9 protein-coding genes are annotated in these 24,711 nt (G+C 73.7%); all 9 read right to left on the bottom strand.

Features of this window, described 5'->3' with window-relative positions; all coding sequences use genetic code 11:
• Positions 1–4 precede the first annotated feature (4 nt).
• Positions 5–7,999 (bottom strand): non-ribosomal peptide synthetase, encoded by a 7,995-nt coding sequence (locus T336_RS0108735; protein WP_156957819.1) that lies wholly within the window; start codon positions 7,997–7,999, stop codon positions 5–7.
• Positions 7,996–11,379 carry a non-ribosomal peptide synthetase gene (locus tag T336_RS0108730; protein WP_026432251.1) on the bottom strand — a complete coding sequence of 1,128 codons (3,384 nt, stop codon included), beginning with the start codon at positions 11,377–11,379 and terminating at the stop codon, positions 7,996–7,998. The genes T336_RS0108735 and T336_RS0108730 overlap by 4 nt, the downstream gene beginning before the upstream one ends.
• A gap of 1 nt (position 11,380) precedes the next feature.
• Complete coding sequence (locus T336_RS0108725) at positions 11,381–15,973, bottom strand: type I polyketide synthase (RefSeq protein ID WP_026432250.1); 4,593 nt, start codon at positions 15,971–15,973, stop codon at positions 11,381–11,383.
• Positions 15,970–21,351 (bottom strand): non-ribosomal peptide synthetase, encoded by a 5,382-nt coding sequence (locus tag T336_RS0108720; RefSeq protein WP_026432249.1) that lies wholly within the window; start codon positions 21,349–21,351, stop codon positions 15,970–15,972. Before T336_RS0108720 ends, T336_RS0108725 begins: the two co-directional genes overlap by 4 nt.
• On the bottom strand, positions 21,348–22,340 hold the full coding sequence (locus T336_RS0108715; protein WP_026432248.1) for a TauD/TfdA family dioxygenase: 993 nt from the start codon (positions 22,338–22,340) through the stop codon (positions 21,348–21,350). Before T336_RS0108715 ends, T336_RS0108720 begins: the two co-directional genes overlap by 4 nt.
• A gap of 97 nt (positions 22,341–22,437) precedes the next feature.
• On the bottom strand, positions 22,438–23,214 hold the full coding sequence (locus T336_RS0108710) for a thioesterase II family protein (protein WP_026432247.1): 777 nt from the start codon (positions 23,212–23,214) through the stop codon (positions 22,438–22,440).
• A gap of 5 nt (positions 23,215–23,219) precedes the next feature.
• Positions 23,220–23,480: an MbtH family protein gene (locus T336_RS0108705; protein WP_026432246.1), complete on the bottom strand. Its 261-nt coding sequence runs from the start codon at positions 23,478–23,480 to the stop codon at positions 23,220–23,222.
• Positions 23,481–23,626: 146 nt separating this feature from the next.
• Positions 23,627–23,848: a hypothetical protein gene (locus tag T336_RS0108700; protein ID WP_026432245.1), complete on the bottom strand. Its 222-nt coding sequence runs from the start codon at positions 23,846–23,848 to the stop codon at positions 23,627–23,629.
• Between the two features lie 113 nt (positions 23,849–23,961).
• Entirely contained in the window at positions 23,962–24,495 is a 534-nt protein-coding gene (locus T336_RS0108695) for a sigma-70 family RNA polymerase sigma factor (protein ID WP_019701175.1), read from the bottom strand.
• Positions 24,496–24,711 lie beyond the last annotated feature (216 nt).

Raw genomic sequence — 24,711 nt, 5'->3', positions numbered from 1 at the left:
TGATTCAGAGTTCCAGCTCGCCCAGCAGGGCGTCGATGCGCCGGGCCGGATCGCTGGCCGCGGCGGCGCCATCCGCCTGCGGCGCCGCGCCGTCGGCCGCGAGGCGCGCGGCGAGGTCGGCGAGCACCGGCACCTCGAACACCGTGCGCAGCGCCACGGTGCGCCCCCAGGACCGCTGGATGGCGGCGACGAGCTGCACCGCCAGCAGCGAGTGCCCGCCCCGCTCGAAGAAGTGGTCGTGGCGGCCGATGGCCTCGACCTGCAGCACCTCGCGCCACAGCGCGGCCAGGGCCGCCTCCACGCCGTCGCGCGGCGGCTCGCCGGGCGCACCGGCACCAGGCAGGGCCTGGGCGGCCGATGGCAGCGCCCGGCGGTCCACCTTGCCGTTGGGCGTGAGCGGCAGGCCGCCAGACACCAGCACCGCGGCCGGCACCATGTAGTCCGGCAGGGACTCCCAGAGGCGCTCGCGCAGCAGGGCGACGTCGATCACGAGGCCGGGCTGGGCGCTCACGTGGGCGACCAGGCGAGCGCCCCCCGGGCCCTGCTCCGCCACCACGACGGCCTCGCGCACCTCCGGCTGGGCCAGGAGCCTGGTTTCGATCTCGCCCAGCTCGATGCGGAAGCCGCGCACCTTCACCTGGTGGTCCACCCGGCCCAGGTACTCGAGCTCCCCATCCTCGCCCCGGCGCACGCGGTCGCCGGTGCGGTAGAGGCGTTCCCCGGGCGTGCCCGGCGAGGGGTGCGCGACGAAGCGCTGCGCGGTCAGCGCGGGCTGGCGCAGGTAGCCGCGCGCCAGGCCCGCACCACTCACGAACAGCTCGCCCGGTACCCCGGGCGGCACGGGCCGCAGGTCCGCATCGAGCACGCACAGGCCGAGGTCGGGAATCGCCGTGCCGACCGGGCTGCGCAGCGGCTGCAGGTCGGCCCGGGTGATGCGGCGCCAGGTGACGTGCACCGTGGTCTCCGTGATGCCGTACATGTTGACCAGCTCGGGCCGCGCATCACCGAAATGCGCGATCCAGGGCCGCAGGCGCTGCGGGTCGAGCGCCTCCCCGCCGAAGATGACCACGCGCAGCGACAGCCCGGGCATGCCGGCCGGCGGCGGTTCGTAGGTGGCAGGCAGGCCCACCAGCTGCCCGAAGGCGGACGGCGTCTGGTTGAGCACGGTCACGCGCTGTGTGCGCAGCAGCGCCAGGAAATCCTGCGGGGAACGGCTCACCCAGTACGGGACGATGACCAGCTGCCCGCCCGTGCAGAGCGCACCGAAGAGCTCCCACACGGAAAAGTCGAAGGCGCAGGAGTGGAACAGCGTCCAGACGTCTTCGGGGCCGAAGCGGAACCAGCCGTCGGTGCCGCGCAGCAGGCGCACCACCTGGCGATGGCACAGCTGCGCGCCCTTGGGCCGCCCGGTGGAGCCCGAGGTGTAGATCACGTAGGCGAGGTGGTCCGGATGCACCGCCACAGCCGGCGGTGTCTCGGGCCAGGCGCCGGCATCGCACCGCGGTTCCACCACGGCCAGGCCCGCGGGCAGCGGCGAGGCATCCCACAGGCCGTCCTGCGTGACCACGCAGGCCATGCCGCTGTCGGCCGCCATGTAGGCGATCCGTTCCGGGGGGTAGTCGGGGTCCAGCGGGACATAGGCCGCGCCGGACTTGAGCACGGCCAGCAGCGCCACCACGAGGTCGAGTCCCCGGCCGAGCGCGACGCCGACGCGGGCTTCCGGCCCCGCGCCCGCGGCGCGCAGCCGGTGCGCCAGCCGGTTGGCGCGGCGGTCGAGCTCGCCGTAGGTCAGCGCGTCGCCCTCGAAGCGCAGCGCGATGGCGTCGGGCCGCAGGCGGGCCTGGTGCTCGAACAGGCGGTGGATCGTGTCGTAGCCGTCCACCGCCACGGGGGCCGGGGCCTGGCGGACATCCGGCGGGGGCAGCACATCCAGCGAGCCCAGGGCCCGGCCGGCATCCTCCGCCAGCGCGCGCAGCCCGCGCACCAGCTGGTCCGCCAGCATGCCGGCCGCGGCGGCATCGATCCGCCCGGGGTCGTGCCGCAGCTGCAGCGTCAGCACTGGCTCGAGCAGCGCCAGCAGCGTGACGGGGTAGTGCGTTTCCTCGCGCTGCGCGGCCACCTCGGCCTCCAGGCCCGCGGGCAGTGCGTGCAGGGCGCCATCGACGGGATAGTTCTCGAACACCAGAAGCGTATCGAAGAGCCCGGCGGCATCCGTGCCCATCCACCGCTGGATGTCGTAGAGCGGCGTGTGCTCGTGTTCGCGCATGCGCAGGCCCTGGGCCTGCAGTTCCCGCAGCCAGTCGCCCACCGCAGCGCCGGAACGGGGGGTGCAGGCCATGGGCAGCGTGTTGATGAACAGGCCCACCGCGCGCTCGGCGCCCGGCAGCTCCGCCGGGCGGCCTGCGACGGTGGTGCCGAAGACCACCGTTTCCTGGCCGGCATGGCGCTGCAGCACCAGGGCCCAGGCCGCCTGTACCAGCGTGTTGAGGGTGATGCGCTCGCGCCGCGCGAAGGCCTGCAGGCGCGCGGTTTCCTCCTGCGTGAAGGACGCCTGCACCTGGCCGGCATCGGGCCGTGCGGGGCCCTCTTCCCGCGCGGAAGGCGCGGGCGTTGCGGGAAGCGCGGGGCGTGGCAGGCACCGTGCCAGGAGGGTCGGCTCTTCCACGCCGCCCAGCGCCCCGGTCCACCAGGCGCGGTCCGCCTCGGCGTCGCGGTGCTGGAGCCAGCGGATGTAGTCGCCGTAGCGGCCGGCCGGCGCTGCATCGGGCTCGCCGGCATAGTGGCGCAGCACTTCGGCCATGAGCTGCGAGGTGCTCCAGCCGTCCAGCAGCACGTGGTGCATGGTCCAGATGAAGTGGTGGCCTTGCTCGCCGGTGCGCACCAGCGCGAAGCGGATGAGCGGCGGCTGCATGCCGGGGAAGCCTGCGGCCAGCTCCTCCTGCGCGATCGCGTCCAGGCGGGCGTGCACATCCACCGCACCGCGCGCATCGACCTCGCGCCACGGCAGCCTGCCGGCCCGGGCCACCCACTGCAGGGGCCGGGTGCCCTCGGCCAGCACGCCGCTGCGCAGCACCGCGTGGCGCTCGAAGGCGGCTTCCCAGGCGGCGTGCAGCCGGCCTGCGTCGAGGTGGCGGAAGTCGATGCGCAGCTGGTTGCGGTAGGCGGCCGCATCCGGATCCAGCAGGGTCTGGAAGACGAGGCCGGCCTGCAGGGGCGACAACGGGTACAGGTCTTCCACCTGTGCCCAGTCCAGCCCGAGTGCGTCCAGGCCGGCCTGGTCCAGCCCCGCGAGCGGAAAGTCGGAAGGCGTGGCGCTTTGCGGTGCCTGCGCGCAGTGGTCGATCAGCGCACGCAGCTCGCGCTCGAAATCCGCCATCCAGCCGCGCACCGCTGCAGCATCGTGGCGCGCGCCGCTGAACAGCACGTCCATCGACAGTTCGCCCGCGAGCACGCGGCCGTTGACGGTGAACTCGTGCATGAGCGGGGCGCCGGAATCCACGAACGGGCCGGCCGGCTCGGGCGCCAGCGTCCATCCGCCCGCGCTGTCCTGCGGCCGGGCGTCGAACTGGCCGAGGTAGTTGAACACCACCTGCGCGCGCGGCAGCGCCTGCAGGGCCTGGCGCTGCTCCGGCGTGCCGAAGTGGCGCAGCGCGCCATGGCCCACGCCGTGGCGGGGCACGGCACGCAAAGTCTCCTTCACGCGCCGCACGGCGTCGCCCAGCGGCCCCCGCGCGTCCAGCGCCACGGGATAGAGCGAGGTGAACCAGCCCACGGTGCGCGACAGGTCCACCGCGGGGTCGAGGTCTTCGCGGCCATGGCCTTCGATCTCCACCAGCACGCGGTCGTGGCCGCTCCAGCGGCACAGCGCACGCGCGAGGGCGGTGAGCAGCAGGTCGTTGGCCTGGGTGCGGTAGGCGGCGGGCGCCTGCGCGAGGAAGGCCTCGGTGGTGCGCCGGTCCAGGCGGATGGAAACGGATTGCTGCTGGGCCGCGGTGCGCGGGCCTTCGGGCCGCGCGCAGGGCAACTGTGCCGGGCAGCCGGCCAGGGCGGCCCAGTGCGCCAGCTCGCCGGCGTGGTCCTGCCCGTAGCGCTGCAGCACGGCAGCCCATTCACCGAGGCCGCTGGAGGCCGGCGGCAAGGCGGCCGGTGCGCCCGCGAGGCAGCGGGCGTAGGCCTGCTGCAGGTCCTCCAGCAGGATGCGCCAGGACACGCCATCGACGATGAGGTGGTGGATGACAAGCAGCAGCCGCGCATCCCCGCCCGGCAGGGCCACGGCGACAGCGCGCAGCAGCGGCCCGCGCTCCAGGTCCAGGCTGCACTGCGCCTGTTCGCACAGTGCGCTGAGCTGGGCAGGGCCGTCTGCAGCGCGCATCCACAGCACGTCGTCCCATCCGGACAGGGCCGTGGCGGTGTCCTCGTAGCGCTGCGTCCACACCTCGCCTGCCCCGCCCTGCCGGCGCGTGAAGCGCAGGCGCAGCGCATCGTGCCGCTCCGCCACAGCGCGCAGCGCGCCGCGCAGGGCCTGCGCCTGCAACGGAGCGGGGCTGCGCAGCAGCACGGCCTGGTTCCAGTGGTGGCGGGCCGGCATCGGCATGGCGAAGAAGTCGCGCTGGAACGGCAGCAGCGGCACCTCGCCGCGTGCCGGGCCGGCGGGCCGTGCCTCGCCGGAAGGCAGGCGCTCGATGACGGCGGCCAATTGGGCGATGGTCTGCCGCTCGAACAGCTGGCGCGGCGTGGCGCGCCAGCCGGCCAGCCGCAGCCGGGCCACGATCTGCAGGCTGAGGATGGAATCGCCGCCCAGTTCGAAGAAGTTGTCGTCGCGGCCCACCCCGGCGCGGCCCAGCACCTCGCACCAGACGCGGCCGACGGCCTGTTCGGCTTCGCCGCGCGGCGCCCCGCCCGCCTGGGAGGCCGCGGCCTCGGGCGGCTCGGGCAGCGCCTTGCGGTCCACCTTGCCGCCGGGGCCCGTGGGCAGGCGATCGAGCACGACGATGGCCGACGGCACCATGTAGTCCGGCAGGCTGCGCTCCAGGTGCGCGCGCAGGGCCCCTTCGTCCAGTGCAGACGGTGTTGCGGGCATGGCTGCCGGCGCCGGCGCCACGTAGGCGACCAGCCGCGTGCCCTGCGCCGTCGCGCGCGCCACGACCACGGTCTCGCCCACGCCCGGCGCGGCCCGCAGCGCGGCCTCGATCTCGCCCGGCTCGATGCGGAAGCCCCGCACCTTCACCTGGTGGTCCGTGCGGCCCAGGTATTCGAGCTGGCCGTCCTCGCGCCAGCGCACCCGGTCGCCGGTGCGGTAGAGGCGCCCGCCGCTGCCGAAGGGGTCGGCCACGAAACGCTCCGCCGTGAGGCCGGGCCGGCCGCCATAGCCGCGCGCCAGGCCCGTCCCGCCCAGGTACAGCTCGCCGGGCACGTGGCGCGGCACGGGCTGCAGGTCGGCATCCAGCACATGGGCGGTGCGGCCCGGCATCGGCTGGCCGATGGGCGCGTAGGCCTGGGGAAAGGAGGCGAGCGCATCCACCTTCCAGAGCATGGGCGTGACCACGGCCTCGGTGGGCCCGTAGCCGTTGATGAGCAGGCGCGGCCGCAGGTGGCGGCGCACGGCGTCGAAGCCTTCGCGCGGCATCGCTTCGCCGCCGAAGGAGATCAGCTCCAGCGCAGGCGCATCGTCGCCTGCCCGCCCGGCCCAGTCGGCCAGTTGCCCCAGGTAGGCCGGCGGAAAGCCCGCGTGCGTGATGCCGCGCACGCGCAGGGCCTCCAGGGTCTCTTCGGCGGTCCAGAGGGTGTCGTCGCGCAGCACCACGGCGGCGCCGCAGGTGAGCCCGGTGAACAGCCGCTCGTGCGCGCCGTCGAAGGCGAACGAGAGGAAGTGCAGCTCGCGCGTGCCCGGCCCCATCTCGTAGCAGGCGGCGGTGTCCACGCAGTGGGCCGCGAAGGGGCCGTGCTCCACCAGCACGCCCTTGGGCAGGCCGGTGGAGCCGGAGGTGTAGATCACATAGGCCAGCTGGCGCGGGCCCACGGGCACATGAGGGCCGGTGTCGCAGGCGCCGGGTTCGTCGTCGCAGGCGATGCAGGCCACGCCGGGCGGCAGCGGGATGCGTCCTACCAGCGCGCTTTCGGTGAGCAGCAGCGCCATGCCGCTGTCGCGCGCCATGTGGGCCAGGCGCTCGGCCGGATAGGCCGGGTCCAGCGGCACGAAGGCCGCGCCCGCCTTGAGGACGGCCAGCAGGGCGGCCACCAGCTCGGGCGAGCGCGACAGGGCGACGCCGATGCGCCGCTCCGGCCCGGCGCCCAGCGCAGCGAGGTGGTGCGCGAGATGGTTGGCCCGGCGGTCCAGCGCGCGGTAGCTCCAGGCGGCATCCCCGGCCTCCACTGCCACTGCATCGGGCTGCCGCCGCGCCATGCGCTCGAACAGGCGGTGCACGGGCTCGGCATGGGGCTGCGCGCGCGGGCAGTCGCCCCACTCGCGCAGCTGGCGCGCCTCGCCACCGGCCAGCAGGGGCACGTCGCCCACGCACGGGTCGCCCGTGCCTTCCAGCACCTGCATCACGGCCGCGAGCACGGCTTCGTAATGGCCCGCCATGCGGCGCACCGTGCCGGCCGCGAACAGCTCGCGGGCGTAGTGGAACTCCAGCCGCAGACCGCCCTGCCCGTCTTCCACGGCACCCAGGATGAGCTCGAACTGGGCGGTCTGGCCCGGGATGTCCCAGCGCTCGAGCGCCAGGCCCGGCAGGTTGCCCAGCGCGCGGTGGTCGTGCTGCTGGTAGTTGAACATCACCTGGAACAGCGGCGGCGCGGCCAGGCTGCGGCCGGGCTGCAGCGCCTCGACCAGTTGGTCGAAAGGCAGGTCCTGGTGGGCCTGGGCCTCCAGGGAGGCATCGCGCACCGCGTCCAGCGCGGCGGAGAGCGGCATGCGGCCATCGACCTGCAGGCGCAGCACCTGGGTGTTCACGAACAGGCCGACCAGCCCTTCCGTCTCCACGCGGCCGCGGTTGGCCACCGGCACGCCCACGCGCACGTCGTGCTGCCCGCTCCAGCGGTACAGGGCCGCCTGGAAGGCCGTGAGCAGGGCCATGAACGGCGTGATGCCGCGCGCCTGCGCCGCGGAGCGCAGCGCCCGCACGCGGTCCGCGGGCAGGTTCCACGCATGCATGGCCGCCCGGTAGCGGCCGTCGGCGCGGCGCGGATGCTCCGCGGGCAGCTGCAGCACGGGCTGCTCGCCGCCCAGACGGGTGCGCCAGTAAGCGAGCTGGCGCTCTTTCTCTCCGGCCTCCATCCACTGGCGCTGCCAGAGGGCGTAGTCGGCGTACTGCAGCGCGGCAACGGGCTCCGCGGGGGCGCCCTCGCCCGCATGGCGGGCGCGGTAGCGCTCGGCGAAGGAGTCGACCAGCACGCGCAGCGACCAACCATCGGACACGATGTGGTGCATGGCGACCACGAGCCGGTGCTCCTCCACGCCGGTGCGCAGCAGCCAGACCCGCAGCAGCGGCCCCTCGCCCAGGTCGAAGGGCGTCTCGCAGCAGGCGCGGGCGGCGGCCTCGGCGCGGGCGCACCGCTCGGGCTCGGGCAGGTCCGACAGGTCGATCCGGTGCACGCCGAACTCCACGGAGTGCAACTCCTGCTGGTAGGGATGGCCTTCGGCATCGGCGCGGAAGACGGTGCGCAGCGCGGCATGCCGCGCGATCACGTCGCGCCAGGCGGCCTCCAGCGCGGGCACGTCGATGGCGCCCCTCAGCGCGAATGCGCCGGTGATGTGGTAGGCCGAGCCCTGCGGCTCCATCTGCCACAGGAACCACTGGCGCATCTGCGCGTACGACAGAGGGGCCTGTCCGGGCTCCGTCCCACCGTCCTGCGGCTCGCGCGGCAGGATGGGGAACTGGCCCATGGTCAACCCCTCTTCGCGCATCTTCGCGTAGGCGGCGCGGCGCTGCGCATCGGTCAGCCGCATGAAGCGCCGGGCCATCCGGGCCTGGGGAAGAAGTGCATCCATATCGCTCATCCGGCAATCTCCATATCGTCGAGGAAGGCATCCAGGCGCGACAGCGCGTCCGCCACGGGGCGCTGCGGGCGCGCGGCTTCCACGCACCGCGCCAGGTCCGCCAGCACGGGGTGCAGGAAGACGTCCCGCACCGCAATCTCGGCCTGCAGGCCCGAGCGCACGCGGGCGACGAGCTGCATGGCCATCAGGGAATGGCCGCCCTGGGCGAAGAAGTGGTCGGTTCGGCCAGCGCGCGGCAGCGCCAGCAGTTCGCACCACATGCGCGCCAGCGCCTCCTCCACCTCGCCCTGCGGTGCGGTGTAGGCCGCCCCGGAAGCAGGCTGCAGCGAGGGCAGCGCCTTGCGGTCCACCTTGCCGTTGGCGTTCAGCGGCAGCGCCGGCAGCACCGCGATCTGCGAAGGCACCATGGCCTCGGGCAGTTCCGCGGCGAGCCGCGCGCGCAGCGCTTCGGCGTCCAGCGCGGCACCTGCGTGCGGGCTGCAGTACGCCACCAGCGCCATGCCCGCGGGCGTGGACGCGGCCACCGCCACGGCCTCGCGCACGCCGGGCGAGGCCAGCAGTCGCGCCTCGATCTCGCCCAGTTCGATGCGCTGGCCGCGGATCTTCACCTGGTGGTCCAGCCGCCCCAGGTATTCCAGGGCGCCATCCTCGCGCCAGCGCACGAGATCGCCCGTGCGGTAGAGCCGCGCGCCCGGCTCGAACGGATCGGCCACGAAACGTTCGGCTGTGAGGCCCGGCCGGGCGGCATACCCGCGCGCGAGCCCGGCGCCGCCCAGGAACAGCTCCCCCGGAGCGCCCGGCGGCACGGGCTGCATCGCGGCATCGAGCACATGGGTGCGCAGCCCGGCGATGGGCCGGCCGATCGGCACGGGGCCGCGCTCCTGCACATGGCAGGTCCAGTGCGTGACGTCGATGGCGGCCTCCGTCGGGCCGTAGAGGTTGTACAGCGCCACGCCGGGCAACCGCTCCAGCACCTGGCGGCGCGCCTCGGCCGGCAGCGCCTCGCCGCTGCACACGATGCGCCGCACGCTGGCGCAGGCGTGCGCATCCAGCTGCGCCAGCAGGGCCTGCAGCATCGAGGGCACGAAGTGCAGCGTCGTCACCGCATGCCGCTGGATGAGCGCCTGCAGCTGCGCGGGCTCGCGGTGCGCGCCCGGGGGGGCCACCGCCAGGCGTGCGCCCACGGCGAGTGGCCAGAAGAATTCCCACACCGACACGTCGAAGCCGAACGGCGTCTTCTGCAGCACCGTGTCGCCCGGGCCCAGGCCGTAGGCCTGCTGCATCCACGCGATCCGGTTCGACAGCGCGCCGTGGCGGTTGGCCGCGCCCTTGGGCCGGCCGGTGGAGCCGGAGGTGTAGATCACGTAGGCCAGGTGCTCGGGGTGCAGCGCCGCGGGCGGAAGAGCGCCTTGGGTGGTGCCCTCGCCCGGCGCATCCTCCAGGGGCAGCAGGATCACCGGCTGCGCCATCTCCGACGGCAGGCAGGCACGGTGGGCGGCATCGGTCAGCACCAGCGCCGGTGCGCAGTCGCCGAGCATGTAGGCGATGCGATCCGCCGGCAGTTCGGGGTCGAGGGGCACGTAGGCGCCGCCGGCCCTCAGTACCGCGAGCAGCGCCTCCACCATGTCCGCGCCACGCGCCAGGGCCACGCCCACCAGTGTCTCCGGGCCCACGCCGCAGGCGCGCAACCGGTGCGCGAGGCGGCTGGTGCGCGCGTCGAGCTGCGCATACGTCCACTCGCGGCCTTCGGCCACCAGGGCGGGCGCATCGGGGGTGAGCGCCGCCTGGCGCTCGAACATCCGGTGCACGGGCAGATCCATGTCCACGGCCTCCCCGTCCGCCGACCACGCCTGCAGGCGCGCGCGCTCCGCATCGCCGAGCATGGCGACCTCGCCGACGGGGCGCTCGGGGTCGTGCGCCAGCGCATCCAGCATGCGTTCGTAGTGGCCGGCGATCTCCGCCATGTCCTGCGCGCCGAAGCGCGCGGCGTCGTACCGGAACGCGGCCCGCAGCCCGCCGTCCGGGTCTTCCATGGTCTCCAGCGTGAGCCCGAACGGCGCCGCACGCAGCCCGGGATCGAAGCGCCGCACGGCCAGCCCCGGCCAGCCCGCCAGGGGCCGGCCGCCCTCGCCCAGGTGGTTGAACATGCACTGGAAGAGTCCGCCGCCGTCCTGTGTGCGCTCGGGCCGCAGCACCTGCGCGACGTGCTCGAACGGCAGGTCCTCGTGCTCGCGGGCCTCCAGCGCGGTCGCATGCACCTGCGCCAGCAAGGCGGAGAGCGGCATCTGCGGCGCGGGCCGCGCCTGCATCACCACGGTGTTGATGAAGACGCCGGCCACGTCGGCCGTCTCCGGGCGGTTGCGTCCCGCCACGGGCACGCCCACGCGCTGCACGGCGTGCCCGGCATGGAGGAACAGCACGGCGTGGAAGGCCGCCAGCAGCACGCAGAACAGCGTCGTGCCGTGGGCACGGGCGCGCTGGCGCAGCGCCTGGGCCAGCGGGGCGGGCACGGCCAGCAGGTGCTGCACGGCCACGGCCTCCGGTGCCGGCGCTGCCTGCGGCGACGGGGCCGCGGCGCCCCGGCCGATCTGCAGCACGGGCGCTTCCTCCGTGAGCTGCCGTGTCCAATAGTCCCTGTGCCGTGCGGCCTCCGGCCCCTGCAGCCACTGCCGCTGCCAGACCGCGAAATCGACGTAGCGCAGTGCCGGCGGCGCACCGGACGGCGCGCGGCCCTCCAGCGCATCCGCATAGCCCCGCGCCCACTCGTCGAGAATGCGCTCCACCGTCCAGGCATCGGAGGCGATGTGGTGCATCATGAACAGCAGCCGGTGCTCCCGCGGGCCGAGCCGGGCAAGCGCGCAGCGCAGCATCGGGCCGCGGCGCAGGTCGAAGGGCTCCGCGCACACCTCGCGCGCCAGCGCCTGCAGCCGGGCATCGCGATCGGCCGGCGCCCACCCTGAAACGTCGGTGCAGGGCAGCGGTACCTCCCGCGCGGGCTCCACGCGCTGCCACGGCGTGCCGTCATCGCCTTCGCCGAAGACGGTGCGCAGGCCCTCGTGGCGCCGCACCAGGGCCTGCAGCGCCGCATGCAGGGCGGCGGCATCCAGCGGGCCTTCGAAATCCAGCCCGCCGCCCACGTGGTAGGCCGTATTGCCGGGGTCCATGCGCCAGAGGAACCACTGGCCCTGCTGGGCCCAGGACAGGGGAGCCTCGGCCCCCTCCGGCACGCCGCTGCGCGGCAGCACATCCATGGTGGATGCAGAGGACGACTCCGCCCCATCGGAGGCGGGGGACCTGCCGCTCAACCGCTGGCGCAGCAGTGCCTGCTGTTCGGGAGAAAGGCGCGCGCGGCGCTCGGAAAGAAGAGGACTGTCGCTCATGTCAATCGGCCTGCAGGGAAACGGAAGAAGGTGCGGCGCCGCGCTCGATGTCCTCGATCAGCCGCAGCTCCACGAGCTGCGCCAGGTCGGCGATGCGCGGGGCCTTGAAGAAGGCCGCGGGGTGGATGTCCACGGCATAGGCCTTGCGCACGCGGGCCAGCAGGCGGATCGCCAGCAGGGAGTCGCCGCCCAGTTCGAAGAGGTTGTCGTCGGCGCCGATGCCGTCGATGCCCAGGGCCTCGGTCCACAGCGCCGCGAGGTTGTCCTCCAGTTCGCCCTCCGGCGCGCGGTAGGGCGTGGACAGCACCGGGCGGGGGTGCGCGGCGGCGCCGGAGAGCGGTGCCGGCTGCGGCGCGGCCTCCAGCGCATCCACGAGCCCGTCCAGCGGGCGCAGGCGCTGCGCGAGCGGCGTGACCGACACCAGCGTCTGCGGCTGCAGCGGCCCGTTCACGACCCGGTCGAACACCTCCATGCCCGTGCGCTCGTCCAGGCCCATGCCCTCGGGCACGTCCATGTCGGCACCGGCGCCCACGTCGCGCCAGGCATCCCAGTTGACAGAGAACACCGGCCACGGGCTGTCGCGCCGGCTGGCGGTGGCGAAGGCATCCAGCCAGGCGTTGGCGGCCGCGTAGTCGCCGCGGCCCAGCCCCCCGACCCAGCTGGCGACGGACGAGCACAGCAGCACGAAATCCACGGGCTCGGCGCGCAGGGCGTCCACCATGGCCAACGTGCCCTGCATCTTCGCGGCAAAGGCGGCCTCCACCTCCGCCCGCGTGCGGGTCGCCAGCATGCCGCCGCCCGGCTCCATCACGGCATGCACCACGCCGTTCACGCCGCCGAAGCGCGCATGCACGGCCTGCAGCGCATCGCGCCATTGCGCCGCATCGGTGACGTCGGCCGCCACGGCCATCCATTCGATGCCATCCGCATCCATCGCCTGCAGTTGCACGAGCCTGCGGCGCTGGGCGGCGGGCAGGTCGGGCCGCGCGAGCAGGCCCTCCCAGTCCCCGTACGGCGGCAGCGGCGTGCGCCCCAGCAGCACCAGCCGCGCGCCGTGGCGCCGGCCCAGGTGCCGCGCCAGCGCGAGGCCGACGCTGCCCAGGCCGCCCGTGATCAGCACCACGCTGCCCTGCCGCAGGCGCTGTGCGCAGGGCGCTGGCGCAGAAGCTGGTTCATAGGTCTTCACCCAGCGCTGCGCAACGCGCCAGGCCACGCAGAACTCGTCTGCCGGGCGTGCCGGCTCGCCCGCCAGCGCTTCGGACAGTTGCGCCTCGGCGGCGCTGCCGGCGTTCGGCACCAGCACATCCACCACGCGGCAGGCGATGCGCGGCATTTCCTGGCCCAGGACGCGCGCCAGGGCCGCCACCGTCGCCTTGCCGGGCTCCAGCGGCTCGTTGCCGGCCACTTCCTCGGCCCGGTCGGTCACGATGGTGAGCGACAGCGGCCCGTCCCGGCCCGCGTCCTCGCGGCCCTGGGCCAGGGCCAGGAGGCTGAAGTAGCCGCGCTCCCAGTCCTCCCCCAGCCCCCACAAGTGGAAGGCATGCGTCACCGGCCCGAGCGCGCGCCAGAGCGCCGCATGGTCGCCGCGCTCGTCCGGCCGCACCGCGAAGCCGCCATGGCCGTCATCCCTGAAGCCTTCGGCCGCCGCCACCCGCACCACGCGCGCTCCGCGCTCCGTCAGGCGCTGTGCCAGGCGCTCCGCGAGCGGCAGCCCTGCGCCGCCCAGCAGCAGCACCGTATCGCCCGGGCCGGGCCCGGAGGCCTGCGGCACCGCGCCGCTGCGCTGCCACGCGGGCAGGTAATAAATGCCCTGCGGCTGCGCCGCGGATGCATCGCTCAGCGGTCGCTGCGCACCGGCCTCCACCCAGAAGCGCTGGCGCTGGAACGGGTAGGTGGGCAGCGGCACGTTCCGGCGCCGTGCGCCATCGCGCGTGGCGGGCCAGTCGATCTCCACGCCCGCCGTCCACAGGCCGGCCAGGGCCTGGGCGAGTTGCTGCGCGTCACGGTCCCGCTGCTGCGGATGGGCCAGGCTGGCCCAGATGCCGGCGGCCGTCGCCGCCTGCGCATGCCGCCGCGCGAGCCCCGCCATGGATTCGCCAGGCCCTGCCTCCAGCACCACGCGCCCCGGCTGCGCGAACACGGCGTCCAGTCCCTCGCGGAAGCGCACGGTACCCCGCAGGTGCCGCCCCCAATAGGCCGGGCTCATGGCCTCCTCGGCCGTGATCGGCCGGCCGGTGACGTTGGAAACGAAGGGAATGCGCGGCGCATGGCGCGGCACCGCGGCGATGCGCCGCTCCAGTTCCGCCACGATGGGCTCCACCATCCGCGAATGCATGGCCACGGCCACGTGCAGCCGACGGGGCGCATGGCCCTGCGCGCGCAGCGCCTCTTCCGCCGCCTCGATCGCCGCGGGCGGGCCGGACAGCACGCAGAGCGCATCGCCGTTCACGGCAGCCAGGTCGCAGCCGAGGGCCAGCAGCGGCGCGATCTCCGCCTCCGGCAATGGCACCGCCGTCATCGCGCCTGCAGGGAGGCCGGCCATCAGCCGGCTGCGCCAGACCACGATGCGCATCGCATCCTCGGGCGCGAAGACGCCCGCCAGGCAGGCCGCGACATATTCGCCCAGGCTGTGGCCCAGCATCAGCGCGGGCCGCACGCCGCACGACATCCACCACTGCGCGATCGCATACTCGACCGCGAACAGCGCGGGTTGCAGCACCTCGACGCGCGCGAGTTGCCCGGCCGCCTCGGCCTCCTGGCCGGGCGCGGGGTGGATCAACGCCCGCAGGTCCATCCCGGTCTCCTGCCGCAGGACGGCGGCGCATGCGTCCAGTGCCTGCCGGAACACCACGCTGCGCCGGTCGAGCCCCTGCGCCATGCCGATGTGCTGCGCGCCGGAGCCGGGGAACAGGAACACTACCTCCGGCGCAGCGGCCGGCACGCGCTGCGGCACGGGCAGGGGTGCCTCCAGCCGCTGCGCCGCCAGGCCGGTTTCGTGCGCCGCCACGGCCGTGCGCCAGGCCCACGCCCGGCGGCCGCACTGCAGCGTGTGCGCGATGTCCGCCAGCGGCCCAGGCTCAGCGCCGCGCAGGTGGGCGGCCATCTGCGCGCGGGATGCGTGCAGCGCGGCCTCGGTGCGCGCCGACAGCGGGAGCACTTCCCACTCCGGCTCCGGAACTCTCCCCTGGCCCTCCATGCCCTGCCCGGCCTGCCCCTCCACGGAGCGGCCCGCGCGCGGCACCGGCGGCGGCGCCTCTTCCAGCACCACGTGCACGTTGGTGCCGCCGATGCCGAACGAACTCACGCCCGCGCGCCGCGGGAAGGCGCCCCGGGGCCATGGGGCCGCCTCGGTGTTGACGTAGAAGGGGCTGGAGGCGAAATCGATGCGCGGATTCGGCTGCCGGCAGTGCAGGCTCGGCGGCAACTGCGCGTGCTTCAGGGCCATGGCGGCCTTGATGAGCCCCGCCACGCCCGCCGCCGCATCCAGGTGGCCGATGTTGGTCTTCACGGATCCGACCGCGCAGAAGCCGCGCCTGTCCGTGTCCGCGCGGAATGCCTGCGTGAGCGCGGCCATCTCGATGGGATCGCCCAGCACCGTGCCCGTGCCGTGCGCCTCCACGTAGCCGATGGTGTCGGCCGAAACGCCCGCGACGAGCTGCGCCGCGCGGATCACCTCGGCCTGCCCGTCCACGCCGGGCGCGGTGAAGCCGACCTTGGCCGCGCCGTCGTTGTTGGCCGCGCTGCCCTTGATGACGGCATGCACCGTGTCGCCGTCGCGCAGCGCGTCCTCCAGCCGCTTGAGCGCGACCACGCCCACGCCGCTGCCGATCACCGTGCCGGCGGCATCGGCGTCGAACGCGCGGCAATGCCCGTCGGGCGACAGGATCGCGCCGGCCTGGTAGCGGTAGCCGCCCTGCTGCAGCAGGTTCAGCCACACGCCGCCCGCCAGCGCCATGTCGCATTCGTGGCCCAGCAGCGACTGGCAGGCCATGTGCACGGCCACCAGCGACGTGGAGCAGGCCGTCTGCACGCTCACGGCCGGGCCGCGCAGGTCCAGCTTGTACGCCACGCGGGCGCAGAGCGAGCTGGGTGCGTTGGCGCCCATCAGGCCGAGCACGTCGGCGATGCCCGAGCCCGCGTCCAGACCGGCCGCGGGCAGCAGGTGGCGCATGAGGTACACGCCCGGCCCTTCGCCGCCGTACACGCCCACCTTGCCCTCCCGGCGCGCCGGATCGCAGCCGGCATGCTCCAGGCAGGCCCAGGCGCTTTCCAGGAACAGCCGCTGCTGTGGATCGAGCTGCTCGGCCTCGCGCGGCGTGAAGCCGAAGAACTCCGCGTCGAAGCGGTCGAACCCGTCGAGCGGCACGCCCGCCTTCACATAGTCGGGATCGCGGCGCAGCGCCTCGGGCACGCCCAGGGCCTCGAGCTCCGCATCCGAATAGGTCCTGACGGAGTCCAGGCCATCGCGGATGCGCTGCCAGAAGGAATCGACATCCGGGGCGCCGGGAAACCGCCCCGCCATGCCGACGATCGCGATCTCCAGCCCGCTCGGTGCCTGCGAAGAGATCATGGGAGAGTCGATGGGTGCATTCATTCACGGGCTCCTTGAAGATGCGCGCGGCGCTGCAGCAATGCCGTCCGCTGCCGGCGCGCGCGGTCGTCGGCGGTCTGCAGCGCAGCGGATGCGCCGGAATGCGCCCTGCCGCCCTCGCCTTCGCTCTCACCCGCGGCCTGGTCGATGCGGCGCGCGAGCGATTCCACCGTGGGGTGCTGGAACAGGTCCACCAGCGCGAGCCGGCAGCCCCACTCGTCCTCCAGCCGGCGGTGGGCACGCACCAGCAGCAGCGAGTGGCCGCCCAGGTCGAAGAAGTTGTCCTGCAGGCCCACCGACGGCACGCCCAGCAGCTCGCTCCACAGCGCCGCCAGCCGGTGCGCCGTGCTGCCCTGCGGGGCAGCGGGCTCGCCGCGGCCCGTGCCCCCGGCAATCGCGGGATCGGGCAGCGCGGCCCGGTCCACCTTGCCGTTGGCATTGAGCGGCAACGCGTCCAGCACCACGATGGCGCGGGGCACCATGTAGCCGGGCAGCCGCTGCGCCAGTGCCGCACGCAGCGCCACGGCATCCCCCGCGCCTGCCACGTAGGCTACCAGCGACTCGGCGCCTTCAGCGCCGCGCACCACGGCCACCGCATCCTTCACGCCGGCCTGGGAGCGCAGCGCCGATTCGATCTCGCCCAGTTCGATCCGCAGGCCGCGCAGCTTCACCTGGTGGTCGATGCGGCCCAGGTATTCGATCTGCCCTTCGGCATTCCAGCGCACCCAGTCCCCGGTGCGGTACAGGCGCCCGCCCGCCCCTTGCGGATCGGCCACGAAGCGCTCGGCCGTGAGCCCCGGCTGGCCCAGGTAGCCGCGCGCCAGCAGGGCCCCGCCGATGTAGAGCTCGCCGGCCACGCCCTGGGGCACCGGCTGCAGCTGCGCATCGAGCACCCAGGCCTGGGTTTCGCTGATGGGCCGCCCGATGGGCACGGGCCCGGACTCGTCCCGGCAGGTCCAGCGGGTGACGTGGATCGTCGTTTCCGTGGGCCCGTAGAGGTTCTGCAGCGTGGCGCCCGGCAGGCGCCGCAGGGCCTCCCTCTGCAGGGTCTCGGGCATCGCCTCGCCCCCGCAGATCACGTGCCGCAGGCGGGTGCGGTGCTCGATGCCCGGATGGTCCAGGAAGGCCCGCAGCATGGATGGCACGAAATTCAGCGTGGTGACCTGGTGGCACTCGATCAACTGCACGATCTGCTCCGGATCCCGGTGCGCCCCGGGCGGCGCCACCAGCAGGCGCGCACCGGCCGTGAGCGGCCAGAAGATTTCCCAGCACGACACGTCGAAGCCGAAGGGCGCCTTGTGCAGCACCGTGTCCGACGCGGCCAGCCCGTAGGTGCCCTGCATCCAGGCCATGCAGGTGTGCAGCGCCGCATGGCACACGGCCACGCCCTTGGGCCGCCCTGTGGAACCCGAGGTATAGATGACGTAGGCGAGCTGCTCGCCATGCACCGCGATGCCGGGGTTCTCCGCGTCGCCCGGCATGGCGCCGGGCAGGCCCCCCAGGCCGTCCACGCCGATCACGCGCACGCCCGGCAGCGCGGGCACCTGCCCGGCCGTCGCCGCATGCGACAGCACCCAGGCCGCGCCGCTGTGCTCCAGCATGTCGCCCAGCCGCCCGGCCGGAAGTTCCGGGTCCAGCGGCAGGTAGGCGCATCCCGCCTTCATCGCCGCCAGCATGCCCACGATCATTTCGGTCGAACGCTGCATGCAGATGCCCACCAGCGACTGCGGCTGCAGTCCCGCGCGCAGCAGGTGGTGCGCGAGACGGTTGGCCCGCGCATTCAACTCTCCGTAGCCGATGGCTTCATCGCCGAACAGCAGCGCCGTGGCCTGCGGCTGGCGCGCGGCATGCGCCTCCAGTTGCTGGAAGACCGGCACGGGCGGGCTCTCGCGGTGGCCGTTGCGGCTCCAGGCGTCCAACTGCGCGCGCTCGGCGGGCGCAAGCCACTCCACCGCGCACGCCGGCTGCTCAGGCCCCCCGGCCATCGCCTGCAGCAGGGCCAGGAAATGGCCGGCCAGCCGCTCGATGGTGGCGGGCTCGAACAGCTCGCCCGCATACACCCAGGTGAGCGACAGCGCCCCGGTGCCGCGCTCGCGCGCCTCCAGCACCAGCTCGAACTGCGCCTGCGGCCCCTGGAGCGGCTCGCCCCGCACGGCGAGACCCGGCACCGCCTGCAGCAGCCGCTCGTCCTCCGCCAGGTGGTTGAGCATGACCTGGAACAGCGGGCTCGCGCCCGCGCTGCGCTCCGGCCGCAGCGCCTCCACCAGCCGGTCGAACGGCAGCTCCTGGTGGGCCTGCGCGCCGAGCACCATCTCGCGCGCATCGCGCAGCACATCGAGCAGCGTGGCCTGGGGCCCCACCGTACCGGGCAGCACCAGGGTGTTCACGAAAAGGCCGACCAGCCCGTCCACGCCGGGCACGCCCCGCTGCGCCACCGCCGCGCCGACGCGCACGCGCGGCTGCCCCGTGTACCGGGACAACAGCACCTGCAAGGCTGCCAGCAGCACCATGAAAGATGTCGCGCTCTCGCGCGCCTGCAGCGCGCGCAGGCCCTGCACCACCGCCGCCGGCACCTCGAAGGCGTGGCGGCGGGCGGTGTAGGACACGCGCGGCGGGCGTGGATGGTCCGGCCGCACCTCGCAGGGCGTCGCGTGCCAATCGGCCAGCCGCTCCCGCCACCAGGCCCACTGCCGCTCGCCTTCGCCGGCCTCCAGCCGGCCGGCGGCCCAGGCCGCGTAATCGATGTACTGCAGCGGCGGCATGGCCCGCGCCGGCAGGCCCTGGCGGCGTGCGCCATAGGCCTCGAGCCACTCGGCGGCCCAGAGCTGCATCGATGCGCCGTCCGAAAGGATGTGGTGCATGACCACGGCGAGCACATGCGTGCGCGCATCCAGGCGCAGCAGCGCCACGCGCCAGGGCGGGCCCTGCAGCAGGTCGAAGGGCCGGGACTGCAGCGCATCCAGCCGCTCGCGCACGGCATCGTCGCGCTCCGAGCAGGCCGTGCGGCCCAGGTCCTCCACCTCGAGCGCGATCGCCGGCATCTCCTCCACGCCCTCCACGCGCTGGAACGGCACGCCATCCGGGCCCTCGCCGAACACGGTGCGCAGCGACGCCTGCCTCCGCGCCACGTCCTCCAGCGCGGCCTGTGCCGCAGCAGCATCGAACTCCCCGTCGATCCACAGTGCCGCGCCCACGTGGTAGGCGGCCTCCGCGGGCGCCAGCTTCCAGAGGAACCACTGGCGCGCCTGGGCATGCGACAGCGGACGGTTCCCGGCGCGCAAGGCCAGCGGCAGCGGCAGCGGCTCCACGGCGCTCGCGGCCGCACTGGCGCCGGCACTGCCCCCCGGCCCCGCGGCCATGGCCGCGCGCAGGGCCTCCGCGCACGCGCCGAGCCGCGGGTGGTCAAATAGCACGCGCGGCGCGAACGCCACGCCGAAGCGCTGCGCGATGCGCGCCGCCGCCTGGGTGGCCGCGAGCGAATTGCCGCCCAGCACGAAGAAATGCGATTGGCGGTCCAGCGCCTGCGGCGCCGCGGTGCGCAGCACCTCCTGCCAGATGCCCGCCACCTCGGATTCGAGCGCATCCAGGGCGCCACCGCCGGACGCAGCGGCCTCCTCCTGCCCGCCGCGCACGAAGCGCCCCCACTCGTAGATGGCGTAGGCATCGGCGCTGCGCTCCGCCCAGGCCGCGCGGCAGGCGCTGCGCTGCAGCTTGCCGCTGGTGGTCTTGGGCAGCGTGCCGGGCTGCAGCAGCAGCACGACCGACAGCGGCTCGCCCACCGCCTCGCTCACGGCCGCGCTCAGGGCCTCCACCAGCGCGTGCGGCGGCACCAGCTTCTGCATGCCGCGCGACACCTCCACCGCCGCGCCGATCCCCTCGGCCTGCGCCCCCTGCACCGGGAACACGGCCACGCGGCCCTTGCGCACCGCCTCCACTTCGGCTTCGATGGCCCGCTCCACGTCCTGCGGATAGACGTTGTGGCCGCGCAGGATGATCAGGTCCTTGGTGCGCCCGGTCACCACCAGTTGCCCTTCATGCAGGAAGCCCAGGTCACCCGTGCGCAGCCAGCGCCGGCCGCCGTGCTCCACGAAGGTGGCGGCCGTCGCCTCCGGCTGGCCCCAGTAGCCCGCCGCCACGCTGGGCCCGCTCGCCCAGACCTCGCCCACGCAGCCCGCGTCGGCCGGGGTGAGCGATGCCACATCCATGATCTGCACGGCGTGTCCGCTCGCCGCCCCCCCGCAGCCCACCAGCAACGTGCCCGTTCCCGCATCGCCGGGCTCTGCCGCGCCCACGGCCAGCGCCTGCGCGGAAAAACCCCGCGCCCACAGGCCCTGCCCGGGGCGCGCACCGGTCACGTACAGCGTCGCCTCGGCCAGGCCGTAGCAGGCATGCACCGCGCCCGCGTGGAAACCCTGCGCCGCGAAGCGTTCGGCGAAGGCCGCCATGGTGTCGGCCCGCACGGGTTCCGCCCCGCTGTAGGCCACGCGCCAGTGCGACAGGTCCAGCCCCAGGGCCTGCGCGTCGCCGATGCGCTCCAGGCAGAGGCGGTAAGCGAAGTCGGGCCCGCCGCTGACCGTGGCGCGGTGGCGCGACACCAGCTCCAGCCAGCGCGCCGGGCGCTCCAGGAAGTAGCGCGGCGACACCAGCACCAGCGATGCCCCGCAGTACAGCGGCTGCAGTAGCCCCCCGATCAGGCCCATGTCGTGGAACAGCGGCGCCCATGAAACGAACCGGTCTTCCGGCCCCGTGGCCATGCCTTCCTGGATGGCGCGCTCGTTGGCCATCAGGTTGCCGTGCGTCACCATCACGCCCTTGGGATGCCCCGTGGAGCCGGACGTGTACTGCAGGAAGGCCAGGTCGTCGTCCGCCGGTTCATGCGCACGCCAGGCGCCCGCGAGCGCCAGGTCCACCGCGTCGCCCGCGATCACTTCCAGGCCGGGGAAGCCGGCGCGCACCATCGCTTCCCACTCCGTCGTGGTCAGCACGCAGGCCGCGCCGCAGTCCCGCGCGATGCCCTGCAGCCGCGCCAGGTGCTGCGGCCGCTGCGATTCCGGCGGGAACACCGGCACCGCGACGATGCCGCTGTGAAAGCACGCCAGCATGCTGGCGGCATAGTGCTCGTCGTTGTCCTGCAGCACCAGCGCGCGCTCGCCCGGGGCGAACCGCTGTTGCAGCCGCGCGGCCAGGGCGTGCACGCGGCGCGCGAACTCCGCATACGTCAGCGCCACTTCGCGCCGGCCGCCCTGCGGCTCGTCCACCACCGTCAGCCAGACCGTGTCCGGCTGCTCTTCGGCCAGCGTGCGCAGCCGCTCGACGAAATTGCGCGGCGCTGCGGCCTCCGCGTCCAGGGCCGCGGACAGTGCGAGATCCTTCGCGTTCATGCGCCCGCTCCCAGGTTGCCGTGGGGCCGCGCCATGGCCACCACCACCTTGCGCGGCCCCTTGAAGGGCGAGCGCGCGTGGGCCGCCAGCATGTTGTCCAGCATCACCACGTCGCCCTTCTCCCAGGGGAAAGACACGGTCTCGGCGTCCAGCACCGCGCGCACCTCGTCCATCAGCGCATCGGGCATGGGCGATCCATCGGCGAAGAAGGTGTTGCGCGGCACGTTGTCGATGCCCAGCACCTCCTCCAGCACCTCGCGCTCTTCCGCGTCGCGCGCGGAGATGTGGAACAGGTGGGCCTGGTTGAACCACACGGTCTCGCCCGTGACGGGGTGGACCTCGATGCCCTGGCACAGCTGCCGCGTGCGCAGCCCGCCGTCGTCCTTCCACTCCCAAGCGATGCCCGCCTTAGCGCAGAACGCCTCCACCGCATCGCGGCGGTCCGTGTTGAACACCTTCTGCCACGGCACGTCCATCTCGCCGAAATTGCGCACGTACAGCACCCCGGGCTCGAAGAGGCGGCGGATGCGCTCGGGCATGCGCCGGTGGATGGCCCGGCTGTCCGCGATCGGCGTCTCGCCCCCTTCCGGCGCCGCCGTCACGCAGTGGAACCAGATGCGCATGGGCCACTCGCGCGTGTAGGCCTGCTCGTTGTGCAGGGGAATGGTCTGGTGCGCGGGATATTCCGTGGAGGTATAGACCCCCGCACCGGTGGAGGCCTCCACGGCCGAGCGCGGCGTCGAGGCGAATTCGTACTTCAGCAGCGGATCGCCGAAGGCCGCCGCGAACTGCTGGAAGGTCTCGACGGCCGGCACGTCGAACCCGCGCAGCAGCACCCCGCCCACGGCCGGCAGTGCCTCCTCGATGCGCGGGAGCAGGCGGCCGAAGGCATCGAGCAGCCCTTCCCCGGGCCGGTTCGGCGTGATCAGCAGGGGCAGTTCGGACCCTTCGGGCGCCTGGCGCCTGAATTGCATCGGCATTTCATTCATGTGGAACTCCTCGTGCGCACAAAGGCGCTGCCAGCCCGCGGCGCCAAAGGCAGCCCGGGAAACCAGAAAAGGAAGCAGGGGAAAAGGGTGGCCGCGGTCAGGCGGTGGCCGCCAGGGGCTGCGCGCCGCGCGTCGCCCCCGGTGCCGTCATGCGCTCGGCCAGGGTCCGCAGGAAGCGGTCCTCCTCCTCGCGCAGGAAGAAGTGCCCGCCGCCAAACCAGTCCAGGGTCGCAGGGCCCCGCGTCTCGCGCGCCCAGGCCTGCAGCTCGGCCGCGGCGATGCGGTCGGAGCGCCCGCCGAAAATGTGGACGGGGCAGGACAGCGGCGCCGCGCCCTCCACCCCCTCCAGGTCCTCCGACCGGCGGAACCCATGGCACAGGCGGTAGTCCGCCCGCAGCACGTCGAGCGTGAGGCGCAGCAGCTCAGGCTCGGCGAACACCGCCTCCGGCGTGCCGCCCTGCTCGCGCAGGTCCGCGATGAGGCGCGCATCGTCCAGCGGCTCCGCATAGCGCTCGCCGCTGCGCAGCGCAGGTGCGGCGCAGCCCGATACGGCCAGTGCCGCGGGCACGGCACCGCCCAGGGCCGCCATGCGGCAGGCGACGCCATAGGCGAGCAGCGCCCCCATGCTGTGGCCGAAGAGCGCGAACGCGGCACCACCGGCGGCGCGCAGGCAGCCCTGCGCCAGCGGGCCGACAAGATCGGCGTACGACCGCGCGAACGGCTCGCCCATGCGCGCGCCGCGGCCGGGCAGCTCCACCGGCACCACCCGCAGCCCGGGGGGCAGGCGCCGCTGCCAGCGCAAGTACATCGTCGCGCTCGCGCCCGCACAGGGCAGGCACAGCAGCACCAGGTCCGCGTCGCTCGCCATGGCCATCGCCGTCAGGCCGCCGCGGCGGTGGAACCTTCTGCCGCGGCCCCGGCGTCCTGCTGCGCCATCCAGTCGCGCAGCGACTTCGGCCGCATGTCGGTCCAGGCGCCGTCCACGTAGGCCACCACGGTCTTCTTGTCGCCGCGCACACCATCCACGGCCTTCCAGCCTTCGGGCACGACCTTCCAGTGCGGCCAGATCGAATACTGTTCCTCGTGGTTGATCAGGACGATGAAGGTTTCGTCCTCGCGGTCGAAGCAGCTCGTAGACATCGGTGCATCCCTTGTGCGGTTGAACATCCAGCCCCGCCGCGCGGCTCCCGACAAGGAGAGCGCATGCAAGCGGGCCTGCCTTCACAAGACGATTGGCGGAGCCATCTGTTCATCGCGGCCTGCACCCGGGGCCGCTGCCGCGCACTTCAGGAATGCCCGTCGCCATCGTCCGTGCGGCGCGGCACCATGCCGGCCAGCCGCCACAGCTGCGCGGCTTCTTCGTAGCGCTGGCGGTGCAGCGGGTCCGCCTGCAGCCACGCGGCCAGCGCGGCGCGCTCGGCCTCACCGAACGTCTCGCGGTCGAATTCGCGCTGGACCCAGGTCCAGGCCGCGTCCCATGCGGGATCTTCATCGTGGGGGGGAGTCATGCGCCGAGCCTAGCGCATCCCGACAGTAACGCCGCCGCCATGGGCGGCCTGCGCCCCGCTCCGGCCGCCCCGTCAGGCCGCCCCGTCAGGCCGCTTCGGGCGCCGCACCAGGGTCACTGCCCCGCCATCATGTGGACGCGGCAGCGCGCCACCGCCTTCGCCGCCTCCGCGATCAGGCCGTTCACCAGCCCCAGCGCGCAGCCCAGGCGTTCGGCGATCTGGCGCTGCGTGAGGCCCTCGATGCGGTAGAGCTCGAACACCATGCGCGTGCGCGGCGGCAACTGCGAGAGCACCTCGTCGATCGCATGGATCACCTGCTGCTCGCACATGTGGCGGTCGGGGGAGCGATGGCATGGCACGTCGATGGCCTCCACGTCCACGTCGAAGGTGCGGTAGCTCGCCTCCACGCGGTGCCTCCGGCAATAGTCCAGCGCCAGGTTGCGCACCACCTGGCAGCAATACCCGATGGGCCGCTCCGCCACGCGCCCGGGCCCTTCCGCCAGCTTCAGGTAGGCGTCCTGCACCACGTCGTCCGCCAGATCCTCGGTATTGACGATCTGCCGCGCCACGCGCCACAACTGCGCACGGTGGGCCACGAACACATCGGCCAGGGAGGGTTCGGACAAGGGCAAGAAGGACATAGGCATCGCTTTCCTGGAATGGGCGGCGGCGGTTCCGTCGCGCGGAAAGCGATGATACAAACAAAATAAGTAATGCGAATTATTTGTATTTATGAAGTTGCGGCGGTGCGGTAAAAATTGTTTCGGCCACGGCATGGTCCAGACACGGAAAGCGCCCGCCGCCGCGCCTGCCGGGCCGCAGGTGCGTATATTGGGGAACCCGGCAGTACCGCCGCTGCTCCA

The sequence above is a fragment of the Paracidovorax oryzae ATCC 19882 genome, assembly GCF_000687165.1.
GTDB classification, from domain to species: domain Bacteria; phylum Pseudomonadota; class Gammaproteobacteria; order Burkholderiales; family Burkholderiaceae_C; genus Paracidovorax; species Paracidovorax oryzae.
The sequence above is the reverse complement of the archived record's forward strand: the minus strand, read 5'-3'. Positions and strand labels throughout refer to the sequence as shown.